Source organism: Caulobacter vibrioides (assembly GCF_002858865.1).
Taxonomy (GTDB): Bacteria; Pseudomonadota; Alphaproteobacteria; order Caulobacterales; family Caulobacteraceae; genus Caulobacter; species Caulobacter vibrioides.
Map to the genome: position 1 here is coordinate 1 of NZ_PJRR01000008.1, position 14,781 is coordinate 14,781.

Annotated in this window: 13 protein-coding genes and 1 pseudogene; 12 read left to right on the forward strand and 2 right to left on the reverse strand. The window is 67.2% G+C overall.

Annotation, left to right across the window (positions count from 1 at the left end; genetic code table 11):
* The 6 genes and pseudogenes from CVUC_RS04055 to mhpT form a co-directional block, all read left to right on the forward strand.
* Positions 1-158: pseudogene (locus tag CVUC_RS04055) on the forward strand (3-oxoadipyl-CoA thiolase); the annotation flags it as partial.
* Between the two features lie 9 nt (positions 159-167).
* Positions 168-875 carry a protocatechuate 3,4-dioxygenase subunit beta gene (gene pcaH, locus CVUC_RS04060; RefSeq protein ID WP_096033764.1) on the forward strand — a complete coding sequence of 236 codons (708 nt, stop codon included), beginning with the start codon at positions 168-170 and terminating at the stop codon, positions 873-875.
* Positions 868-1,518, forward strand: a complete 651-nt coding sequence (pcaG, locus tag CVUC_RS04065) for a protocatechuate 3,4-dioxygenase subunit alpha (protein WP_010920267.1) — start codon at positions 868-870, stop codon at positions 1,516-1,518. The genes pcaH and pcaG overlap by 8 nt, the downstream gene beginning before the upstream one ends.
* 19 nt (positions 1,519-1,537) lie before the next feature.
* On the forward strand, positions 1,538-2,686 hold the full coding sequence (gene pcaB / locus CVUC_RS04070; protein WP_096033765.1) for a 3-carboxy-cis,cis-muconate cycloisomerase: 1,149 nt from the start codon (positions 1,538-1,540) through the stop codon (positions 2,684-2,686).
* On the forward strand, positions 2,686-3,867 hold the full coding sequence (gene pcaD, locus CVUC_RS04075) for a 3-oxoadipate enol-lactonase (RefSeq protein ID WP_096033766.1): 1,182 nt from the start codon (positions 2,686-2,688) through the stop codon (positions 3,865-3,867). The genes pcaB and pcaD overlap by 1 nt, the downstream gene beginning before the upstream one ends.
* A gap of 59 nt (positions 3,868-3,926) precedes the next feature.
* Positions 3,927-5,144, forward strand: a complete 1,218-nt coding sequence (gene mhpT / locus CVUC_RS04080; protein WP_096033767.1) for a 3-(3-hydroxy-phenyl)propionate transporter MhpT — start codon at positions 3,927-3,929, stop codon at positions 5,142-5,144.
* Between the two features lie 431 nt (positions 5,145-5,575).
* On the opposite strand, the gene CVUC_RS04090 is transcribed toward mhpT, so the two are convergent.
* Both CVUC_RS04090 and CVUC_RS04095 read right to left on the reverse strand, forming a co-directional pair.
* Positions 5,576-7,150: a DUF1501 domain-containing protein gene (locus tag CVUC_RS04090; RefSeq protein WP_096033769.1), complete on the reverse strand. Its 1,575-nt coding sequence runs from the start codon at positions 7,148-7,150 to the stop codon at positions 5,576-5,578.
* A gap of 11 nt (positions 7,151-7,161) precedes the next feature.
* Positions 7,162-8,967, reverse strand: a complete 1,806-nt coding sequence (locus CVUC_RS04095; protein WP_096033770.1) for a DUF1800 domain-containing protein — start codon at positions 8,965-8,967, stop codon at positions 7,162-7,164.
* Positions 8,968-9,216: 249 nt separating this feature from the next.
* Between CVUC_RS04095 and CVUC_RS04100 the strand changes: the two genes are divergently transcribed.
* The 6 genes from CVUC_RS04100 to virB9 are packed head-to-tail and all read left to right on the forward strand — an operon-like array spanning position 9,217 to position 14,777.
* Positions 9,217-9,873, forward strand: coding sequence for a lytic transglycosylase domain-containing protein (locus CVUC_RS04100; protein ID WP_010920274.1), 657 nt, complete (start codon positions 9,217-9,219; stop codon positions 9,871-9,873).
* Positions 9,874-9,885: 12 nt separating this feature from the next.
* Entirely contained in the window at positions 9,886-10,200 is a 315-nt protein-coding gene (locus CVUC_RS04105; protein WP_010920275.1) for a TrbC/VirB2 family protein, read from the forward strand.
* Positions 10,197-10,481 (forward strand): type IV secretion system protein VirB3, encoded by a 285-nt coding sequence (locus CVUC_RS04110; protein WP_010920276.1) that lies wholly within the window; start codon positions 10,197-10,199, stop codon positions 10,479-10,481. Before CVUC_RS04105 ends, CVUC_RS04110 begins: the two co-directional genes overlap by 4 nt.
* Positions 10,478-12,862, forward strand: a complete 2,385-nt coding sequence (locus CVUC_RS04115) for a VirB4 family type IV secretion/conjugal transfer ATPase (protein ID WP_096033771.1) — start codon at positions 10,478-10,480, stop codon at positions 12,860-12,862. Before CVUC_RS04110 ends, CVUC_RS04115 begins: the two co-directional genes overlap by 4 nt.
* A complete protein-coding gene (locus tag CVUC_RS04120) occupies positions 12,862-14,022 on the forward strand; it encodes a type IV secretion system protein (protein WP_096033772.1) in 1,161 nt (386 codons plus the stop codon). The genes CVUC_RS04115 and CVUC_RS04120 overlap by 1 nt, the downstream gene beginning before the upstream one ends.
* Positions 14,019-14,777 carry a P-type conjugative transfer protein VirB9 gene (virB9, locus tag CVUC_RS04125; RefSeq protein ID WP_096033773.1) on the forward strand — a complete coding sequence of 253 codons (759 nt, stop codon included), beginning with the start codon at positions 14,019-14,021 and terminating at the stop codon, positions 14,775-14,777. The genes CVUC_RS04120 and virB9 overlap by 4 nt, the downstream gene beginning before the upstream one ends.
* Positions 14,778-14,781: the final 4 nt, after the last annotated feature.

Consider the following 14,781-nt stretch of genomic DNA (forward strand, 5'->3'; position numbering starts at 1 on the left):
GCGGCGCCATCGCGCTGGGCCATCCGCTCGGCGCGTCCGGCGCGCGCCTGGTCCTCACCGCCTTGCGCCAGCTAGAAGCCATCGGCGGCCAGCGCGGCCTCGCCACCCTCTGCATCGGCGTAGGCCAGGGCGCGGCCCTGGCCTTCGAACGCGTCTAGGAGCCGCCGATGAACCCGAACTTCAAGCGCGAGGACGCAGGCCAACCGCCGTCGCTGCACGCTCCCTACGCCTCGACCGTCCCGCGCTCGCCGCGCCAGCCGTTGGTCAGGATCCCCCACACCCTGACCGAGACGACCGGCCCGTCCAACGCCTGGCCGCGCCTGATGGGCGGGGCGATGGCGGACCTGACCACCCAGCACAAGGCCATGCCCCAGGGCCAGCGGATCATCGTCTCGGGTCGCGTCCTGGACGAGGACGGCCGCCCCGTGCCCAACACCGTGATGGAGATCTGGCAGGCCAACGCCGCCGGGCGCTACATCCACAAGAAGGACCAGTGGGACGCCCCGCTGGACCCCAATTTCACCGGCGCGGGCCGAGTGATCACGGACGACGAGGGCCGCTACCAGTTCGTCAGCATCCGGCCGGGGGCCTATCCGTGGGGCAACCACCACAACGCCTGGCGACCGGCGCATATCCATCTGTCGCTGCTGGGTCCGGCCTTCGCCACGCGGCTGGTGACGCAGATGTATTTCCCCGACGATCCGCTGATCGAAATCGATCCGATCGCCAACGCCGTGCCCCTGCCCTATCGCCAACGCCTGGTCTCCCGGTTCGATATCGAGACCACCAAACCCAACTGGGCGCTGGGCTATCTGTTCGACGTGGTTCTGCGCGGGCGGGATCAGACGCCGTTCGAGGACGACCATCATGCATGACCAGGTCAATCCGGCCCCGCGCCTCGACAACCAGGATCCGGTCCTGTTCGGCCAGACGCCCTCCCAGACCGTTGGCCCTTTCTTCCACTATGGCCTGCCCTGGAAGGGCTGCGCCGACCTGATCGGCGACAGCGAGATCGGCGCTCGCCCCGAGCTGTTTCCGGCCGAGCACTACGTCCTGGCCTCCCCCACCGCCAAGGGCGAGGTGGCGGGCGAACCGATCGTGATCGAGGGCGCGGTGCTGGACGCCGACGGCAAGGCCGTATCCGACGCCATGATCGAGATCTGGCAGGCCGACGCGGCCGGTCGCTATGTCGACGGGTCTAGCCATAGCGGCTTCATCGGCTGGGGTCGCGCCTCGACCGGCGAGGACGGCGTCTATCGCTTCGTCACCATCCGCCCCGGCCGCGTGGATGACCAACAGGCGCCGCACATCGCCATCGGCGTCTTCGGGCGAGGCGTGATCAAGCGGCTGGCGACGCGGCTCTATTTCGAGGACGACGCCGCCAATGCCGCCGACCCGATCCTGGCTCTGGTTCCCGCCGAGCGCCGCCAAACCCTGATCGCCCGCAAGGTCGGCCAAGCCTGGCGCTTCGACATCGTCTTACAAGGCGACCGCGAAACTGTCTTCTTCGACATCTGAGCTGAAAGGAGCCGCCGTCTTGAGCTGCCTGCTGCGCGACCGTCCGGCCTCGACGCCGGAAATGCTGACCGCGTTCAGCGACGAGGCCCTACTGCGCGCGGCCCTGACCTTCGAGACCATGCTGGCTCGGGCCCAGGCGGACGTGGGTCTGATCCCGAGCGACGCGGCCGAGACGATCGCGACCGCCTGCGCCGAGCTTCCCGATGTCGTGTCCCTGGCGGAAGCCGCGGCCCACGCCGGCACCCTGGCGATCCCGCTGGTCGCCCTGATCCGCGAGCGCATCGCCGATCCCGAAGTCGCCAAGTTGGTCCACAAGGGCGCGACCAGCCAGGATCTGGCCGACACCGCCCTTATGCTGCAAGCCAAGACCGGCGCAGCCCTGGTGCTCCGCGACGCGTCGCGCCTCGCCCAGGCGCTGGCGGTTCTGGCGCAACGGCACGCGGCCACGCCCATGCTGGGCCGGACCCTGCTGCAGGCGGCCCAACCCATCACCTTCGGCCTCAAGGCCGCCGGCTGGCTGCAAGGCGTCGCCAGCGCCCTGGCGCGTTTCGAGCGGGAGACCGGTGCCATCCAGATGCAACTGGGCGGCGCGACAGGCTCGCTGGCCGGACTGGACGGACGGGCCGGCGACGTCGCCGAACGCCTGGCCGCGCGGCTTGGCCTGCCCGCGCCCGAGACGCCGTGGCACGCGCGCCGCGAAGGCCTGGCGGGCCTGGCCTCCAGCCTGGCCATCCTCACCGGAGCGGTCGGCAAGATCGCCGGCGACATCGCCCTGATGGCCCAGACCGAGGTCGCCGAGGCCTTCGAGCCCAAGGTCGTCGGACGCGGCGGCTCCTCGACCATGGCGCACAAGCGCAATCCCACCGGTTGCCAGGTGGCGCTGTCAGCGTCGATCCGCGCGCCGCACCTAGCCGCGACCATCCTGTCGGCCCTGCCTCAACAGCATGAGCGCGGACTGGGCGGCTGGCAGGTCGAAGGTCCTGTGCTGGCCGAACTGTTTGAACTGGCGCATGGCGCCCTGGCGGCGATGGCCGTCGTGGTCGAGGGCCTTGAGGTCGACGCCGACCGCATGGCCGCCAACCTCGCGGCCGCCCGGGTCGGAATCGACACCGGCGAATCCGAGCGCCTGGTCGCACGCGCTCTCAACGCCCACCCAAAGGACCGCTGATGCCCTTCGCTGTCTCGCAAGGCGCCCGGATCTACTGGCGGACCGATGGCGCGGCCGACAAGCCCTTGCTGGTGCTGCTGAACTCGATCGGTTGCGATCTTTCGCTGCACGATCCCGTCACGCCCCTGCTGACGCCCGACTTCCGCGTCCTACGCATCGACACACGCGGCCACGGCGCCTCGGACGCGCCGAGCGGCGATTACAGCCTCGACCTACTGGCCGACGATGTGCTGGCGGTGATGGACGCGGCGGGCGCAGCCAAGGCGACGATCTGTGGCACATCACTGGGCGGGATGATCGCCATGGCCCTAGCCTCCAGGGCGCCGGACCGGGTCGAGGCGCTGGTCCTGGCCTGCACCTCGCCGGCCATGGACTCCTCGTCATGGGAGCAGCGCCTGGCCGTGATCCGCGCCGAGGGGCTGTCGGCCATCGTCGAGGCGGTGATGAGCCGCTTCTTCTCGGATGACTTCCGCGCGCTGCACCCCGAGGTGGTCGAGACGGTCCGCGCCGGCATGCTGGCCCAGAACCCCGACGGCTATTGCGGCTGCGGCGCGGCGATCCGGGATATGGCCCTGCTGGACCGCCTGCCGAAGATCGCCGCACCGACCCTGGTGCTGACCGGCTCCAAGGATGTGGCGACGCCGTTCGAAGGCCACGCGGATCGGATAGTCGCGGCCGTGCCCGGAGCCCGCCACGCCGTGATCGAGGCCGCCCATCTGCCCAGCCTGGAGGCTCCCGCCGCCTTCGCCGGCGCTGTGCGCGGCTTTTTGGCCGAAGTCCTTCACGGCGCCGCCGTCAGCGACGCCAAGGCCGTACTGTTCGAGGCCGGCCTCGTGACGCGACGCAGGGTGCTGGGCGACGCCTGGGTCGACAAGTCGCTAGCCAAGCGCACGGCCTTCACCGCCGACTACCAGGCGATGATCACACGCTACGCCTGGAACGAGATCTGGGGCCGTCCGGGCCTGGACCACCGCACGCGCCGCCTTCTGGTGCTAGCGATCTGCGCCAGCCTGGCGCGCTGGGAGGAGTTCCGCCTCCACGTCCGCGCCGGTCTCGAACAAGGCGGCTTCACCCAGGACGAGCTCAAGGAGGTGCTGATGCAGATCGCCATCTACGCGGGCGTGCCCGCCGCCAACACCGCCTTCACCGAGGCCGTGGACGTGATGTCCGAACTCGGCTGAACGGCGCGCCACCAGATCGAACCGCAGAGTTCGACATCGAGGAAACGCCAGGAGCTCCCATGACCACCAAAGGCCGATCCGCACCCGGAACCCATGGTGGCTTAGTCGCCGTCGCGATTTGCTGCCTCCTGGCGGTCTTCGAGGGGTTCGACCTCCAGGCCGCCGGCGTCGCCGCGCCGCGCCTGGCCCCTGACCTTGGCCTGAAGCCGGAGGATCTTGGCTGGTTCTTCAGCATCAGCACGTTCGGCCTGATGGTCGGCGCCGCGCTGGGCGGGCGTCTTTCCGATCGCTTCGGCCGCAAGGTCACGCTGCTGGTCTCCGTTGCGGCGTTTGGTCTGCTGTCGATCGCCACGGGCCTGGCCCAGGATCTAAACGGCCTGCTGGTCGCTCGCTTTCTAACCGGGGTTGGGCTGGGCGGCGCCTTGCCTAACCTGATCGCCATCGTGGCCGAGAGCGTCTCGCCCAAGCTTCGTGGTCGCGCCGTGGGCTTCCTCTATGCCGGCTTGCCCTGTGGCGGCGCCCTGGCCAGCCTCGTCAGCCTAGCGGGGGCCGATCCCTCAGACTGGCGCATCGTCTTCTTCGTCGGAGGCGTCGGACCGCTGCTGGCCATGCTGCTTGCGATGGTCCTGCTGCCCGATACTCCCATGGCCCAGGTCGGCCCGGTCGGCGACCAGAAGTCAGGTTTCGTCGAAGCGCTGGCCGGCGAGGGTCGAGGCCTGACCACCCTGCTGCTGTGGATCGCCTTCTTCCTGGCGCTGCTGATCATGTACCTGCTGCTCAGCTGGCTGCCATCGCTGATGATCGGGCGGGGCCTCAGCCGCTCCGACGCTGGACTGATCCAGATGGCGTTCAATCTGGCCGGAGCGGCCGGCAGCGTCGCCACAGGCTGGCTGATGGATCACCGTCGCTGGCGCACCCTGACGATCCTGGGCGCGTTCGGCGCTTCTGCCGCAGCTATGGCGACAGCCGCCGCCGCGCCGGCGTCACTGGCCGTGTTCCTGATCGTCGGCGCGGCGTTGGGCGCCACGGTGTCAGGCGTCCAGTCGGTGGTCTACGGCCTGGCGCCGGGCTTCTACCCGGCCCGGCTGCGCGGCACCGGCGTGGGCGCGGCGGTGGTCGTGGGACGGCTCGGCTCGGCGGCCGGCCCATTGCTAGCCGCCACCCTGATCGGGGCCGGAGGATCCTCCAACCAGGTGCTGCTGGCGCTGATGCCGGTCATCGCCCTGGGCGGCCTAGTCAGCCTGCTGCTGGCGACACGCCCGCATTCGGAAGACTGACGACCCAGCCAGGGTCGCCCCGGCGTGCGGCCAGAGCGACATCTCTAAGCGGCCTAGACATGGGGCGTAAGAGCCGGCCGTAGGCCCAACTCCCACAGGCTCGTCTGGATGAAGCGCTAGGCCTTGCCGTTGGTCCTGGGCGTGTAGGGCCTGGCGCGCACGCTTGGCCAGCCATCAGAACTGGCGATTGGTGCTGGCGGCGGCCGGGGGGCGTCATCGGCCGCGCTCTTGTTGGGACGAGCGTTCCCGTCCTGCTGGTCAACGCAGCGCCGACCAAGGTGAGCCTGGCCCGAACGGCGGGCTTGGACTCGAAAGCGCCCATGCACCGGAAGGCGCGAAGCGACGCCCCGCCTTTGCCCAGCGCCTGAGACGGCGGACACAGAACGATCAAGCGCAGATCACCAAGGTCCCGCACGCGCGGTAGGTTGGAATCAAACCGACGTCATGAAGCCAAGATCGGGCGTCGCAAACGCCGGTAACCTGGGTATGATTTTGGCGAGGTTGTCGGAGGGAACGCCAAACCACTTGGCCAAAGTCGCCATGTACTGATCCACCGACGTGGTCGGGATCAAGGCTGTGCCGGACATGTCGGGGTTGTTGAAGCCCGTCGCCGCGTCATCGACGCCGACCGTGGGAAACTGTCCATAGATGTCGCCGCCCTTGACCGCGCCGCCAAGGATAAGGTGGTGCGCGCCCCAGGCGTGATCGGTGCCGTCGCCGTTGGTGGTGAAGGTGCGGCTGAAGTCCGAGGCGGTGAACGTCGTGACAGCCTCGCCATAACCTTTGGCGGTCATCTCGGCGTCGAAATAGGCCAAGGCGTGGTCCACCTGAGCCAACAACAGGCTTTGCCGATCGTTCTGGCCATCGTGGGTGTCGAACGAGCCGATCTGCACAAAGAACACTTGGCGCTTTGGCCCCAGGGTCCCATGGGCGACGATCGTCTGCGCCACGGCGCGCAATTGATCAGCGAGACTGTTGGTCTGCGTCGCACCGGTCAGGGGATTGGTGAAAGCGGGGGGCGCGCTCACCGGAGAACTTGCGAGCGCCGTGCTAAAGGCCGCCGCCGTGTTGTTGGACGTGACCATCGCATCGGCATAGGCCTGGCCGAGCACACTGCCCTCGGCGTCATTGCCCAGAAGCGTCGCCGACAGCGCCGACAGGAAGGTGGGCGAGTTGTTGTACGAGCCCGTCTTCTGCAACAAATCAACCCGCACGGCGCTGCCGCCCGTGGGACCGACCGAGATGCGATACGCCTTGACTTGGGCGCCCACCGGAAACCCGGTCAGTCCTGCGGTCGTAAAGGCGGTGAAGTTGATGCTCGCCGCACCGCTGCTGGAGGCGGCGAACACATCGCCCATTTGCCCCCCATAACCCAAGGCGCCGTAACCAACCTGGCCGGTTTGCCATGTCTGCTGCTGGTCATTGTGCGAAAACAGCCTTGGGGGGATCTGCACGCCCGCCGTCGGCTTCTGATACTGCGCCTTGGTCAAGGGCGCGACCAATGTCCCGACATTGGCCAAGGCGGCCAGCCGTCCGGCGTTGAAGGCCTTTTGCATGTTCGGCATTAACGGATGCAGACCAAAGGTGCGCGCCGGCGCGCCGGGCGCCGCTCCGGCCGCGCGCTGCGGCGTCTTTGGCGTGATCGGCAGCACGCCGCCCCAGTACTCTGGGAAATTGGTGGCGCTCACCGTGCGCTTGCTCACAGCATTCACCGACCCGATGGGCGTGGGAGCCGTCCCCGGCGGCATAAGCGCGATCGGCGTGGCGCCGCGGAATCTCGCGGACCAATAGCGTTGCCAACTGGCGTCATCGGTCGCCACGAGCAGATTGTTGGCGTCGTTGCCGCCGACGAGAAACAGGCAAACGATCGCCTTGTAGTCCGTCGGGTTCTCGGCGGCTGCGGCGGCGCCGACCGCCGACAGGTTCAACACCAGCGGCGCGGCGGTTCCAAAGCCAATCAGACCCTTCAGGGCGTCGCGACGGCTGGGCGTTCTTGGGCGCGTCATCTCCGTCTCCCTCAGCGCTGGATCAAGAAGTCGGTCGACACCATGGCCAGAGCCACGGCGTTTCGAACACGGTTGAGGTTGAGCGTGGTCAGCTGAGCGGACGTCGGCTTGGCGATGGTCGTTGAGCCGACGACCTCAATGATCCGTTTGGCCAGCTTGTCGCCCATCTGGCCGCCGAACAGCAGCATGTTCAAACGCCGCGCCAAGCGTTTACCGTCCACCAAACCGTTGACGTCAGTGAGCGCCAGCTCTCTGGCGTAGGTGGTGGTGACGTCCTTGTTTCCCCAGTTCTGCTCCTGGACGTTGCTCAGGATTTTATTGGCGTAGCTGGCGGTCGTCAGAACATCGACCCCCTGGAACTCGGGTGCGACCTTGTTGGCCTTGGCGATGGCGCTGCCCAAGGGCGCGAAATCAGGCATCCAGAAATTGAACACCGACGGCGCCATGAGCGGCGCCTGGTTGAAGGCGGCCGCGGGGCTAAAGTCGTACGGCAAGCGATAGTTCTTCGACTCCGACGCCGCCGAGAAAGCCCGCAGGAAACTTGAAAGGCGCAAGATTGGCTCGCGCAGCTTACCGTCGAACTCACCAAAACTGCTCGGCCACGCCTCGGGATCTGAAAGCACCGCCGCGATCACAGCGGTGAGATTGCCGCGGACTTTGGCCCCGTCATCCACGAAGACCTTGGCCACGCGCTCGATATAGGCCGGACTAGGGTTGCTCTTGACGAACCGCTGGATCAGACGCCGCGCCATGAACGGCGGGGTGTTGGGGTGGTTGGCGAGGGTGTCGAGGGCGAACTTCAGTCCCGCCACCTGATAGGCCCCGACGCTCTTGGTCGTGCCGGCCGGCGGCGTCCAGGCGCTGTAGGTCGGAAAGCTAGCGCCAAGGAAGGTCTTGGACAGCTGCGAGTGATAGGCCGTGTAGCCCATCAGCGGCTTGATGTCGGCGTCGACGTCGCGGGGCTTGGCAAAGGTCGCGCTGGTTGGCTTGGCTGACCAAAAGCCCCAGCCGGTGAAGATCTTGGCCAAGCCTGCGATATCGTCCTGCCCGTAGGTCGGGATCGCCGCCCCCTGCGCGTCGAGCTTGGCCGAGCCGTCCATATTGAGCTGATAGAGCCCGATCGACATGAGCTGCATGATCTCGCGGGCGTAGTTCTCGTCCGGCCGACGGGTCTTGTCGTTGTCAGCCTGGATGTTCCCGATGATGTTCAGATACGTGCCCATGGCGGGCGACAGCGACACCGCCTCAATCAGATCGCGGTAGGTTCCCAGCGAACGCGCGCGAAGCATGTCAAAATAGGCCGCGCCCATTCGCGCCGTGACCGTCGAGCCCTGAAACGAGACCACGCAGATTTCGGACAGCGCGAACGCCATGCGCGTGCGCAGCTGCTCGGGACCGGCCAAGGCTGCGGCCCAGAACGCCTCCTGGACCTGATCAAAGCTGGCGCGGGCCTTCTTCTTGGGATCGGCGGCGTTGATCTCGGTGTCGCGCCGCACATACCAGTCGATGAAATGCGTGGCGCTGAACGCGATGTCGGCCTGGCGCTTGACCCATTGCGCCGGCGCGACCTCCTTGGTCTCGGTCACAGTTGCGGCCGTCGCGCCGAAGGTGGCGAAGTTCAGCAATCGCGCGGCGTCAAGGTCGGCGGGGGTCGGATCGCCCGCCTCCGCGCCGCTCAGCACACCGCCACTGCTGGTGGCGAGGATGGCGACCGTCGCGGCCGCCGCCGCCGTGGCGGCGATCACCGCCGTCGAGGCCGTAGTGTTTGACGCGCCCGTGGCCATCAGACCCTCCCCGCTGGTCGCCCGCACGAACATCCCACACGCGGCAAGCGACGATTTCCCTAACGTCTAATCAAAACTGCTTTTTAACCTAACGTTCTCGACTTGGCGGGACGCTTGGTCACATTGGCTGAGGCCCGCTTGGATGCGGAACTGGACCTGAAACGCGCTGGGAAAAAGGAATCCGTCGCAAGGCGAAGATCTTTTTTGTCACAGCGACGGACTTGGCTCCCGAGCGCGTGAAAAGGCTGACCTTGTGCGGCGCGTACGAAGCGCGTGATAGTCATGGAGGACACACTGGGGGAGTTGGTGCGCCGTTCTGTTCGATCCCGTTCAGCGCCTGGCCTGGCCTGGGCCTGCGGCGTCGCCGCGATCGGCTTGCTTTGCGCCGCTCGGGGGCACGCTCAGGTCTTGGAGATCGACGACCAAGGCGCCGTTCGCCGCTTTGATGGTCCCACCCAATTCCTAGGCGATGGTCCGCCGGTTCCCCTTCAGGCTGCTTCACGCGCCGAGCGTCATCGGATGGGAAGCGACCGCACGCCGACCGCGCCGGTCAAACGCCTCCTCGAAGATGCAGCGCAGCGCTCACAGATCAGCCCCGACCTGTTGACCGCCGTCGCCCGTCGCGAATCCGGACTAAACCCGCAAGCGCGGTCCGCGAAGGGCGCGCTGGGCGTCATGCAGTTGATGCCTGGCACGGCCAAGGACCTGGCCGTCGATCCGCTTGATCCCGCCGCCAATGTCGACGGCGGAACGCGTTACCTGAAAACACTTCTGGCCCGCTATGACGGCGACGTCATCAAGGCCCTCGCCGCTTACAACGCGGGCATGGGCGCGGTGGACCGTCACGGCGGCGTTCCCCCGTTTCCTGAGACCAAAGCCTATGTGGACGCCATTCTCGAGCACATGGCCCAGGCCGTGGCGCCGCGCCGCAAGCCCTGATCGGAGCGCATCTTGACCCTGGTTCGTCGTCTTTCGCCGGCTTTGGCCCTCGCCGCGCTCGCCGCCCCCGCTCACGCCCAAACGGTGCAGAGCGACCCGGCCGGTTCGGGGCCCCTGCTGGCGGCGTTGCAATGGATGCAAGGCACCTTGCTGGGCAATCTGGCGACCACAGCGGCCGTCATCGCCGTGGCGATCGTCGGCCTGATGATGCTGACCGGCCGCATTGATTGGCGGCGGGGCGTCACCGTGATCGTCGGCGCCTTTATCGTCTTTGGCGCAGCGGCCATCGTGGCCGGCATCCGGAGTATCGCGACGGGCGTGCAATGAGCGGACCTGGTTCTGACCCCGTGTTCGCAGCGCTGACCCGCCCGCAGATGGTCGCCGGCGTCACCTACAGCTACGCGGTCTTCAACCTCATCGTGACCATGGAGGCCTTTTTGATCAGCAAGTCCTTCTGGGCGCTGCTGATCGCGCCGCTCGTGCATGCCGTGGGATACCTCGGCTGCCTGAACGAGCCGCGCTTCTTCGACCTCTGGATCACCAAGGTCAGCCGCTGTCCGAACATCCGCAATCGCGGGTTCTGGCAGGCCAACTCCTACCGCCCATGACCTCGCGGTTCCTCAGCCTGGATCTTGGAGGACGTCTGGCGCCGCGCGAAGCCAGCATTGGCGATCGTCTCCCCTATGCGCGGCATATCGATGACCTGACCCTGATCACGCGCGATGGTCAGCTGCTGCAAGTCATCCAGTTGGATGGGCTGGCGTTCGAGACGTCCGACGATCAGGAACTGACCTACCGCAAACACATGCGGGAGATCTTGCTGCGCAGCGCCGCCAGCTCGCGGATCATCATCTATCATCATCTGATCCGCCGGCAGGTCGAGCCCAAGTCCGAGCCTGTGCGGAGCGACCCCTTCAGCCAAGCGCTGGACCAAGCCTGGCGAGACCGGCTGGCCGGTCGGCGACTGTTCGTCAACCAGCTCTATCTGACTCTGGTCAGCCGCCCGGCGCAGGGCAAGGTCGGCTGGCTGGACCGGCTGGCGCGCGCGGCCCCGGCCGGGGCTGACGCCCAGGCCCAGGACCTACGCCGTCTGCACAGTCTGCGCGAGAGCTTGCAAGCGGGTTTGACCGCCTATGGCGCGCGCGCCCTTGGCAAGCAGCGCGTGCGCGGCGTCGAGCGGTCAGAGCCCTGCGCCTTCCTCGCCGAGATCCTCAACGGTGAGCCTAACACGATGGCGACGCCCAGCGGCGATATCGGTCAGGCGCTTGGCGATCGTCGGCTGACCTTTGGCCTGGACGCTCTGGAGATCGGCGCAGGCGCCAAGCGCGACCGCCGCTTTGGGGCGATTGTGTCGCTCAAGGACTACCCCGCTCGCTCCGCGCCCGGGATGTTCGATGCGGTGTTTCGCCTGCCGGCCGAGATGGTGATGACGGAGAGCTTCTCGTTCCTGGATCGCCAGGCTGCGCTCGACCGGATGGGCTTGGCCCTGCGCCGCTTGCGCGCCGCCGAGGACGATGCGTTCTCGTTGCGCGATGACCTTACCGCCGCGCGCGATGAGGTTGGCGCGGGCCGTTCAGCGTTTGGCGAACATCACATGTCGGTGCTCGTCAAGGCCGACAGCCTAGCCGAGTTGGACGCCAGCGTGGCCGACCTGCAAGCCGCGTTCAATGAAGCCGGCGCGGTGGCGGTGCGCGAGGACGTCAATCTGGAGCCGGCGTTCTGGGCGCAGTTTCCAGGAAACTTCAAGTTCATCGCACGCAAGGCGATGATTTCAGCGGGCAATTTTGCGGCCTTCGCCTCCCTGCATAACCATTCGCCCGGTAAGGCCGAGGGGGGGCCTTGGGGCCCGCCGGTCAGCCTCCTTGAGACGACCGCGCATGGTCCCTACCACTTCAATTTCCACAATGGGGATCTTGGCAATTTCACGGTTATCGGCCCCAGCGGGGCGGGTAAAACCGTGCTCCTGACCTTCCTTTTGGCCCAGGCTCGGCGGTTTGATCCCCAGATTGTCTATTTCGACAAGGACCGCGGGGCCGAGCCCTTCATCCGCGCCATCGGCGGCCGCTACGACGTGCTGCGTCCCGGGGAGCCTTCTGGCCTGAATCCGCTGCTGATGGACGACACTGCGGCCAACCGCGCTTTTGTCGCCGACTGGCTGGCGCAGTTGCTGGGCGGCGCCGAGCGCCTGGAAGCCGAGGACTTGGCGATGATCGCAGATGCGGTCGACGCCAATTTTGACCAGCCCCCCGCCAATCGCCGCCTGACGTTTCTCCGCGAGCTCTTTGTCGGGGCCCGCCGTCCTCGCGCCGGCGATCTGGCCGCGCGCCTGCGCCCCTGGTGCGAGGGCGGCGAACACGCCTGGCTGTTCGACAGCACCGAAGACCTCATGCGCCTAGATGAGCGCGCCTATGGCTTCGACATGACGCGCATTCTCGATGCGCCGATCACCCGCACGCCAGCGATGATGTACCTGTTCCACCGCATCGAGCAGGCGCTCGACGGTCGCCCCACCATCATCGTCGTCGACGAGGGCTGGAAAGCGCTCGACGACAGCATCTTCACCCAGCGGCTGAAGGACTGGGAAAAGACCTTGCGCAAACGCAACGGCGTTGTCGGCTTCTGTACGCAGAGCGCCGCCGACGCGCTGGAGAGCCGGATCGCCTCCGCGATCGTCGAACAGGCCGCCACCCAGATCTTCCTGCCCAACCCGAAAGCCAAGCCGGCCGACTATATCGACGGTTTTGGCCTCACCCCCCACGAGTTTGACCTCGTGCGCGCCTTGCCCGACACCAGCCGCTGCTTCCTGGTCAAGCAAGCCGACCACAGCGCGGTGGCGCGCCTGGATCTCGCCGGCCTGGACGATGTGCTGACGGTCCTGGCCGGCAACGAACGGCGCGTGCGAAGACTAGATCAGGTGCGCGCGGAGGTCGGCGACGATCCCGCCGCCTGGCTGCCGCCGTACGTCGCCAGCGTGAGCGAGCATCGCTAGTGGACGTCTGCCCCGCCCCTCCTCCGACCGCCGGCGTCATCCGGGGCGTCCTGTCCACAATCGACTGCCACACGCGCGTTTACGCCCAGAGCGGCTATGAGGCGCTGAACGGTCCCCAGTCGATCTTTCCGACCGCGCTCACCCTTATGCTGACGCTCTACATCGCGCTGCTGGGCTATCGCATGCTGCTGGGTGTGAGCACGACCCGGCTGACAGATGCGCCCTTGATCGCGTTGAAGGTCGGTGTGGTCTTGTCGTTGGCCCTGAACTGGAACACGTTCCAGACGCTGGTGTTCGACGTGACCATGAAAGCGCCGCTACAACTGGCGCAAAACATCGGCGCTCCGGCCGCCGCCAGCGGCGCTGCCCTGGTCTCCGATCCACTCGGCGGGCTGCAGGTGACCTATGACGAGTTGGCGCGGAGCGCCTCGGCCCTGGGTAAGCTGGCCGGGCCCAACCCCGAAGTTTTGCGCGGCGGTGAGGCGGCGGCCGCGCAAGCGCTTTGGCAGGCGCAGACCGCGTTGTTCATGAGCACAGCCGGGGTGATGGCCATCGCCATCATCGCTGTGGGCGTGCTCTCGGCGACCGGCCCTGTGTTCATTGCGCTGGTGATGTTCGACGCCACGCGCGGCCTGTTCGAAGGCTGGCTGCGCGCCTTGCTCGCCGCAGCGTTCATCCCGATGCTGTGTTGGTCCGCCACGACGCTGCTGCTGGTCGTGGTCGATCCGCTTTTGGTGCGGCTAGCGCAGGGGCGGCTGGCCGGCGCGCCGGACACCCAGGCGGCGGTTATGGTCTCGGCGATCGTCTTCATCTTCGCCGCCGCCCAAGCGGCCTTGACCGTCGGGGCGGCGGTCATGGCCGGTGGCTTCCGGCCCGGCGGCGCCGATCAACGCGCCGGGCCCGCGCCGCGCTCGGAGGGCGCAGCGGCCTCCCCGGCCCCGGCCCTGTCTCGTCCCGATCGCCTGGCCCAGAGCCTGCAAGCCCGGTCCGCCCCCACATCGCACACGCTCGCCGCTATCTCCCTCGCCGCCAGCGCGTCGCCGCTCACGGCTCCGCCTCGAGCGACCTTGGCCTCTCCTCGCGCGCAAGCGCGCGAGGCGCCTCATCGCCGTAGCGCCTTCATGGATCACTATCGCAACCTGACCGGAGGGTCCCGATGACCTGGACGCGCGCCTTGCTCGGCGCTTTGGCGGCGTTGCTCCTGACCAACCCCGTCGCTTCCGCGAACGCCGCGCCTGACCAGCGTGTCCGGATCGTACGTTATGTACCCGACCAGGTCGTGCGGCTGGACGCCACGCTCGGCTTTGTCGTCACGCTGTTTTTCGGCGAGGACGAGCGGATCGAGAACGTCGCCGTCGGCGACAGCCTAGGCTGGCAGATCACGCCAAACCGCCGCGCGCGCGTTCTATTTGTCAAACCCAATGAGCGGGCCACGGCGACCAACATGACCGTAGTCACCACGCTGCGCAGCTATAACTTCGACCTGCGCGCCGTGGCGAGTTCGCGCGCCCGTCAGCCGCTGTTCTCCCTGCGCTTCGACTACCCAGCGCCCGCAAAGGCCGTCCTCGCAACACCGGCGATCACCCCTCCATCGCCGCCCGAACCACCCCAAGAGGTCAACAAGGCCTACAGCTTCCGCGGCTCGTCTCAAGGACTGCCCGAGCGGGTGTTCGACGATGGCGTATCGACCTTTTTCGTCTTCCCGGCGGGCGTCGACTATCCGGCGATCTTCGCGGTCGATCCCGACAACAAGGAGGCGGTCGTTAACATCGCCCAGCGAGATGGCTTTGTCATCGTCGACCGCCTGGCCAGCGCCTTCGTCCTGCGGCGGGGCCAACAGGTGACCCGCATCATCAATGACGGATATCGCGAGGCGACGACGGCCACCAGCCTCTCGGCTCGAAAGTCGCGTTGAGGAC

Coding starts and splice junctions, on each gene's coding strand:
- pcaH (WP_096033764.1), top strand. CDS start 168: ATGAACCCGAACTTCAAGCGCGAGGACGCAGGCCAACCGCCGTCGCTG.
- pcaG (WP_010920267.1), top strand. CDS start 868: ATGCATGACCAGGTCAATCCGGCCCCGCGCCTCGACAACCAGGATCCG.
- pcaD (WP_096033766.1), top strand. CDS start 2,686: ATGCCCTTCGCTGTCTCGCAAGGCGCCCGGATCTACTGGCGGACCGAT.
- mhpT (WP_096033767.1), top strand. CDS start 3,927: ATGACCACCAAAGGCCGATCCGCACCCGGAACCCATGGTGGCTTAGTC.
- CVUC_RS04090 (WP_096033769.1), bottom strand. CDS start 7,150: ATGACGCGCCCAAGAACGCCCAGCCGTCGCGACGCCCTGAAGGGTCTG.
- CVUC_RS04095 (WP_096033770.1), bottom strand. CDS start 8,967: ATGTTCGTGCGGGCGACCAGCGGGGAGGGTCTGATGGCCACGGGCGCG.
- CVUC_RS04100 (WP_010920274.1), top strand. CDS start 9,217: ATGGAGGACACACTGGGGGAGTTGGTGCGCCGTTCTGTTCGATCCCGT.
- CVUC_RS04110 (WP_010920276.1), top strand. CDS start 10,197: ATGAGCGGACCTGGTTCTGACCCCGTGTTCGCAGCGCTGACCCGCCCG.
- CVUC_RS04115 (WP_096033771.1), top strand. CDS start 10,478: ATGACCTCGCGGTTCCTCAGCCTGGATCTTGGAGGACGTCTGGCGCCG.
- virB9 (WP_096033773.1), top strand. CDS start 14,019: ATGACCTGGACGCGCGCCTTGCTCGGCGCTTTGGCGGCGTTGCTCCTG.